The following is a 5,753-nucleotide window of genomic DNA, read 5'->3' as shown; positions in this document are numbered from 1 at the left end:
GTGCATGATCGGGGACCTGGGAGAGATCAGAGGCAGCTGAGCTTCTGATTCCCCTTTGATCTCAAGGTCTTCTGCTGACGGGAAACAGATCGAATCGGTCGGCCACACGGTCGCCTAAGGAGATTAGATGGCGGGGACCCGGGTGCTCGTGAACCACGAGTTCCACGATGACCATCCAACGGCGCGGGTGAGAGTGAATTGATTCGTAGATTCACCGACCAATGACGCACGTTTGATCTGGCCAGAGGGTTCTCCCTTGATTTCTCGGACACATCCAAGAAGACTCGACTCAACCGTCGGTGAGTTCGGGGTAGAACCCACGCAACGCGAGGACTGTCGGGATGATCATCTCATACAGACACCAGTTCGTTTTCATGCACGTCAGCAAGACCGGCGGCGAAAGCATCAGCCAGGCATTGCTCCCTCACCTCGGACCCGATGACATCATCGTAGCCCCACCCGTGCATACCCACCCGCCCGGCATCCATCGCCTCGCCAAGCACTCGCGGCTAGACGTGATCCGAGCTGTGCTCGGACACGAGCTAGACAACTTCTTCAAGTTTGGTTTTGTGCGCAATCCCTGGGACCGAGTCGTCTCTTTCTACCACTACCAGGCGCGCGTTCAAGGGGAGAGGGGGTCGTTCGCAGATTTCCTGCCGTCCGGGCTGCCCCGCGCGAGCTGTACGCATGCGACAAGCGGTCTCGACTTCGTAGGACGCTTTGAGCAGCTGGACTCCGACTTCGGGGCGATCTGCGCGAAGTTGGGGCTCGCTGCGATACTGCCCAGACTCAACGTCTCGAAACGAGGATCCTATCGCTCGTACTACGATGCGGCCTCTCGCACGCTGATCGCCGACCGCTATGCCGAGGACATCGAGAAGTTCGAGTATCAGTTCTGAGCGATATGCGCCGCGCGCCGCGCAGACTCCCAGCCCTGATCATTCATGAAGGTCCTACTGCGGAGACGTACGCCCTCGCGACGGACCTTCCGACTTCTGGCCCGACGAGCCTGCTCGAGCACCGCCTGCTCACCTCCGAATCCCGAGCGGTCGAGCCTCGTCCTCCCGCCGCTCCGAAGTCCCTTTGCAGGTGCCCGGCGGCCCGCACCCGTTCGAGAGCCCCCAGATTCCCCGACTGCCGGATCTCAACAGCCGACAATGGGCGGTTCTGTTAGGTAGATTGGGGCTCTGTACTTTCTATACGCACGGATCGCATCGGGGACCGCCAACGCAAACATCGTGAAACCACAGATCCAGCCGGATATCTGTCATCGCGCACGCAGAGAAGAACAGAACACCAAGACGGAGTGTCAGCGGTTCCTGCGCGCGATTGTCAGGACCAGCAGACCCATCATCCCAAGCAGAGCGGGACTGGGCTCAGGTGCCACGGTCCTCGCGATGCGAAAACCGCGATTTCCGCCTTCGGATGCCCCAGTGCGGCTATGCCTCTCCGAACCTGTGAGCATCCAGGGATAACTGTAGAAACCCCCACCCCGCAGGCCACGGCTCGAGCCGCCAACGATGGCTTCGTTCCATTCCCAGACATTACCCCCCTGGTCGAACGTCCCGTTCGGACTCGCCGAACCCGTGTAGCCGCCCACTTCAGCGGGCGTATTCAAGCCGCCGACGAAACAGTTCGCCCTGTTGGGGGTCGCGCGTGGCGGGTCGCAGGTAACGATCACGTTCGATCCCATCGGATTGTCGAAATAGCTGGTCGAGGCGACATCGTAGTACGCCGCCTTGTACCACTCGTCCTCACTCGGAATGAAGACCTTCGCAAGTGCGTTGCGCGTGATCGAGTTGCCGCTAATCCCGAGGCTTGTGATCGTGTACGCTCCTGACTCCGTGTCGCCGCTCCCCGCGCCATTGTTGAGCCAGTTCGCGAAGCGCAGACTGTCGTAGAACGACACAGAGATCACCGGTTTGTTCTCGTGGCCTGGGATTGCGTTGTAGGTGTAACTCCCCGGGCTGCCGCTGCGCGCAATACCGCCATGACCCGAAGGCCAGGCCTTACCCATATTGGTGTTGAAGAGCCCATTGGAATCGGTGCGTGCAACCGCGTTCAGGAACTCTGTGTACTGGGCGTTGGTCGTCTCGTACTTGCTGATCCGGTACTCGTACCCGACTGCGCCAAAACAGCCCTGCGGCTGAAGGTCACAGTAGTTGAATGCACCGCCCACGGTTACCCAATCCACAGTCAGCGCATGGGCCGCCGGAGAAAGCAGTAGGAAGGCCGCCACCAACAACAGCAGCCGAAATGGGCGCGTAGTCGTCATTCGTCCGCCTACTATCTAGGAGTCCGGGACCACCCACAGAACATCTTGTGGATTCTACTTGAGGTTCCGGGTACCTCCAAGAAGAATTGGCGTGCGTGCCAGGCGGGTGGAAAAGTCCGCCACTCACATTCTGCTGGTGTTACTCTTCAAGTGAGGAGGGAAATCGATGCAGGCTGTGAAGAGATCGTTCTCGATCGCATTCGCCGCGAGCCTCGCGATCGCCGCGTTCTCGAGTCAGGATGCTGCCGCCACATCCCTGTTCCAGCCTACTTTCGAGATTTCATTCTCGAATTTTGGTGACATCTCCGGGCCGATCGAGCTTCCGTTCGACGGGGAGTCTCACGATGTACCCGGAACCAGCCTTCGGGCCGGGATGAGTGCACTGTCGAATGAAGTCTATGACCCTACGGACCCAGGCTTCGTTTTCGGCGGCGCAAACGGCTGGATCGAGTCCTGGGTCGAAACCGATGGAACGATCGAATCCGAGATCATGGATACCGACGAGTTCTTTTCGATTACCGCCGAGGTGCAGGATTTCTATTTTGTAGCCAGAACATGGGGAGGCGGCGAGTCATACCTTTACTTCACACTAGATGGAGAAGTCGTAGACCTCTCCTACGCACTGAGCATGTCGCTTTTTTCGATAGGACCCCATCCGTTCGATTCGAGCATCACCTACTCGGTGTTGCATCTACCGGACGCCGGGTGGTCCCCTCCGTGGGCGCCTCCTCCCAACACCATCGACACCGCGGTGTTCAACATGCCGTGGTCTGTCCTGATGTTCGGCCTTCAAATTCACGATATTGAGTTCAACGGAATCCACTTCGGGTTGTCCGCCGGTCACTATTGCGACGGACCAGAGTCCGAGGATCCACCCTGCTTTCTTCCAATCGAAACTCCACTGGTGCCCGAACCCGGCAACGGCGTCCTGGTCGGCATTTCCCTCGCAGTGCTAGGTCTCGCAGGTCGGTGGACGCGTGACCGAAAAGGCCACGCTTGACTCAATAGTTTAGTGACTATACTATCGTGCCATGGCCGGCCGAAAGGAAGCGAGAGCGCGCCAGTGCATGCACGAACTGACGCGCATCGCCAACAAGCTGCGGATCCTCGACAAGCGCACCACGGATTTCGGAACCGGGGAGCCGCTGCACGCGTTCGAGATCCATACGATCGAGGCGATCGGGGCCGGTTCGGGACGCACGGTGACCGAACTCGCCGAGTGGTTCTCGACGACAAAGGGCGCGGTCTCGCAGGTCGTCGGCCGGCTGGAAGCCAGAGGGTACATCGCCAAGGAACGTGACCGCGATAACCGCAAGATCGTCCTGCTGAGCCTGACGCGCAGAGGCGAGACGGCCCGCGCGGGCCACGGACGCTTCCACCAGAAGATGGATGCGGCCTTTTTCGCAGAACTCGAGGACGTGCCCATGGAAACGCTGCGACGCACGTTCGAGTTCCTGTCCCGAGCGAGTCACTACCTCGACGCGTACGTCGAGCGCGAGTCCTGAATCATCCAGAAACGAGGGCAGAAGACATGAAGACGGAAAGTGAGCCCCTGGCGTGGCTACGGGCATTCGGCTTCGAGGACCAGAGCTTCGCGGGTCAGGCGCTTCGCGCGCTGGGGCAGACATACGAGAATCGAGCCGACATCGGTGAAGTCCTCTCGACGGTCCATCGTATCGCCGATGGAGACATCGAGAGCTGGTACGCCATGTGGCACCTCACCGCCGAACGCGTATACGGGGCCGGGGCGGAGAGCGAACGAAGAGGGCACGCGATCAGCGCCGGGCAGGCGTTTCTGCGCGCGTCCAACTACTACCGGGCCGCCGAGTTCTACATGCACGCGGTGCCCGACGATCCCCGCGCCCTGCGCTCGGCGCAGGCGGGGGCCGATGCGTTCAAGAAGGCGATCGACCTGCTCTCCATCCCGGCCGAGGTCGCCCGGGTCCCGTACGAGCAGACCCACCTTCCGGGCTACTTCTACCGATCTCCGCTCGCGACCGGAAACGCGCCCCTACTCGTGGTGCAGACGGGCTTCGACGGGACGGCGGAGGAACTCCACGGGATCGCGATGGCCGCGATCCGTCGCGGCTACCACTGCCTCACCGTCGAGGGTCCCGGCCAGGGCCAGGTGCTCCGTGCACAGGGGCTTCGCTTCCGTCCGGATTGGGAGAATGTCCTGACGCCAATCATCGACCATGCCGTCTCCACGGCAGAGGTCGACGCCGATCGCATCGCCGTCCTGGGAATGAGCTTCGGAGGCCATCTGATTCCCCGCGCCGCGGCTTTCGAGCATCGGCCCAAGCTCTACATCGCGAACAGCGGCATGTGGAGCTTCTACGAGGTGGTCACCAGCCGCCTGCCCCCCGACCTCATGCGGCTTCTGGACACGGATCCCGAAGCTTTCGACACTGCGCTCCGAGGCATCGCGAACAGCGTCACTGCGTTGAATTGGCTCCTGAACGACGGGAAGTGGAAGTTCGGCGGCGAAACCCCGTCCGAGCTGATGCTGAAGATGCGCGCCTATTCTCTCGACGAGAGCAACGTCGCCAAGATCGAAAGCCACCTGCTAGTCGTCGACGCAGAGGCGGACGCACTGGTGCCTCTGGGTCAGGCAAAAAGGCTTTACGACGCCGCATCCGGTCCGAAAGACTGGCTCTTCTTCACGGCCGACGAGTCCGCGGAGGCGCACTGCCAGGCAGGTGCACACGCGGTGCTGTCCGAGCGCATCTTCGACCGCATGGACGAGTTCTTCTCGGCTGCGAACGCGACACGACCCGCCGCGCCAGATTCCAAACCCGAGTGAGCCAGACGCGGCGAACCAAAAACTGACGTTTTCGACCTCACCCGACTAGTGATGGGCAGATGGCACACCTGGTGCACACCTCGGGGAGGCAACCTGACCTCCTGAGCCGAGGCCATATGGAATCATGGTGCTCGGCTCAGGGGGTCAGGTCACTTCGACCCGATCAACTCCCCTGTGCCGTGCACTTCGCCACTTCCTCGAGCATCACCTCGGTCGCGCCACCGCCATTCACTGTCGGCTCGCGCCGAGGTCGAAGAGCCGACCGCCGAATGCGGCGCGAGTGCTGGTGTACTCGACGGTCAGGTCGATCGCCTTCTGGGCCGCCCCGATACCCATTCCCACCAGCACCATGCGCTCGTTCTGGAAGTTCTTCATCGTCTCGTAGAAGCCACGATGAGGTGTCCCATGCAGCTGCGCGCGCCCAGCAGAGCCCCGATCCCGCTGTGCTTGTCCGCGAGCGCTGCGTTGGCGTTCTCTTCTACGTCAGTGTCGTTGGATCCCATGTGTCGCTCCTCTCTTCTCACCAGCAATGGACCCTCTTGATCCGACCGATCCGACGTCTGCAGCTCAGGCTCGCCAGAAGCCCTTCGACCGAGAGCGGATGTCATTCCAGTCCTGCGTCTTGTTCGCGAAGTTCTGGACGCCTTCCAGATCATCTCCCAGGCCTGCACCAGG

General features: G+C 61.1%; 5 protein-coding genes and 1 pseudogene. 4 read left to right on the top strand and 2 right to left on the bottom strand.

The window, feature by feature from the left end; translation table 11 throughout:
• The first annotated feature begins 341 nt into the window (after positions 1-341).
• A pseudogene (locus GY725_17625) lies at positions 342-899 on the top strand (sulfotransferase family protein).
• Positions 900-1,309: 410 nt separating this feature from the next.
• On the opposite strand, the gene GY725_17620 reads toward GY725_17625, so the two are convergent.
• Positions 1,310-2,275, bottom strand: a complete 966-nt coding sequence (locus GY725_17620; protein MCP4006009.1) for a formylglycine-generating enzyme family protein — start codon at positions 2,273-2,275, stop codon at positions 1,310-1,312.
• A 166-nt stretch (positions 2,276-2,441) separates the two neighbouring features.
• Between GY725_17620 and GY725_17615 the strand changes: the two genes are divergently transcribed.
• Genes GY725_17615 through GY725_17605 form a run of 3 tightly spaced genes read left to right on the top strand, consistent with a single transcriptional unit; the run spans position 2,442 to position 5,078 of the window.
• Positions 2,442-3,275 carry a hypothetical protein gene (locus tag GY725_17615; protein MCP4006008.1) on the top strand — a complete coding sequence of 278 codons (834 nt, stop codon included), beginning with the start codon at positions 2,442-2,444 and terminating at the stop codon, positions 3,273-3,275.
• Between the two features lie 31 nt (positions 3,276-3,306).
• Positions 3,307-3,780 carry a MarR family transcriptional regulator gene (locus GY725_17610; protein ID MCP4006007.1) on the top strand — a complete coding sequence of 158 codons (474 nt, stop codon included), beginning with the start codon at positions 3,307-3,309 and terminating at the stop codon, positions 3,778-3,780.
• Positions 3,781-3,806: 26 nt separating this feature from the next.
• The gene (locus GY725_17605; protein ID MCP4006006.1) at positions 3,807-5,078 is read left to right on the top strand and encodes an alpha/beta hydrolase; all 1,272 of its coding nucleotides are present in this window, start codon (positions 3,807-3,809) and stop codon (positions 5,076-5,078) included.
• Between the two features lie 228 nt (positions 5,079-5,306).
• Here GY725_17605 and GY725_17600 read toward each other — a convergent pair whose 3' ends face one another.
• Positions 5,307-5,453, bottom strand: a complete 147-nt coding sequence (locus tag GY725_17600; protein MCP4006005.1) for a hypothetical protein — start codon at positions 5,451-5,453, stop codon at positions 5,307-5,309.
• Between the last annotated feature and the right edge of the window lie 300 nt (positions 5,454-5,753).

The organism is bacterium (genome assembly GCA_024226335.1).
Classification (GTDB): domain Bacteria; phylum Myxococcota_A; class UBA9160; order SZUA-336; family SZUA-336; genus JAAELY01.
The sequence above is the reverse complement of the archived record's forward strand: the minus strand, read 5'-3'. Positions and strand labels throughout refer to the sequence as shown.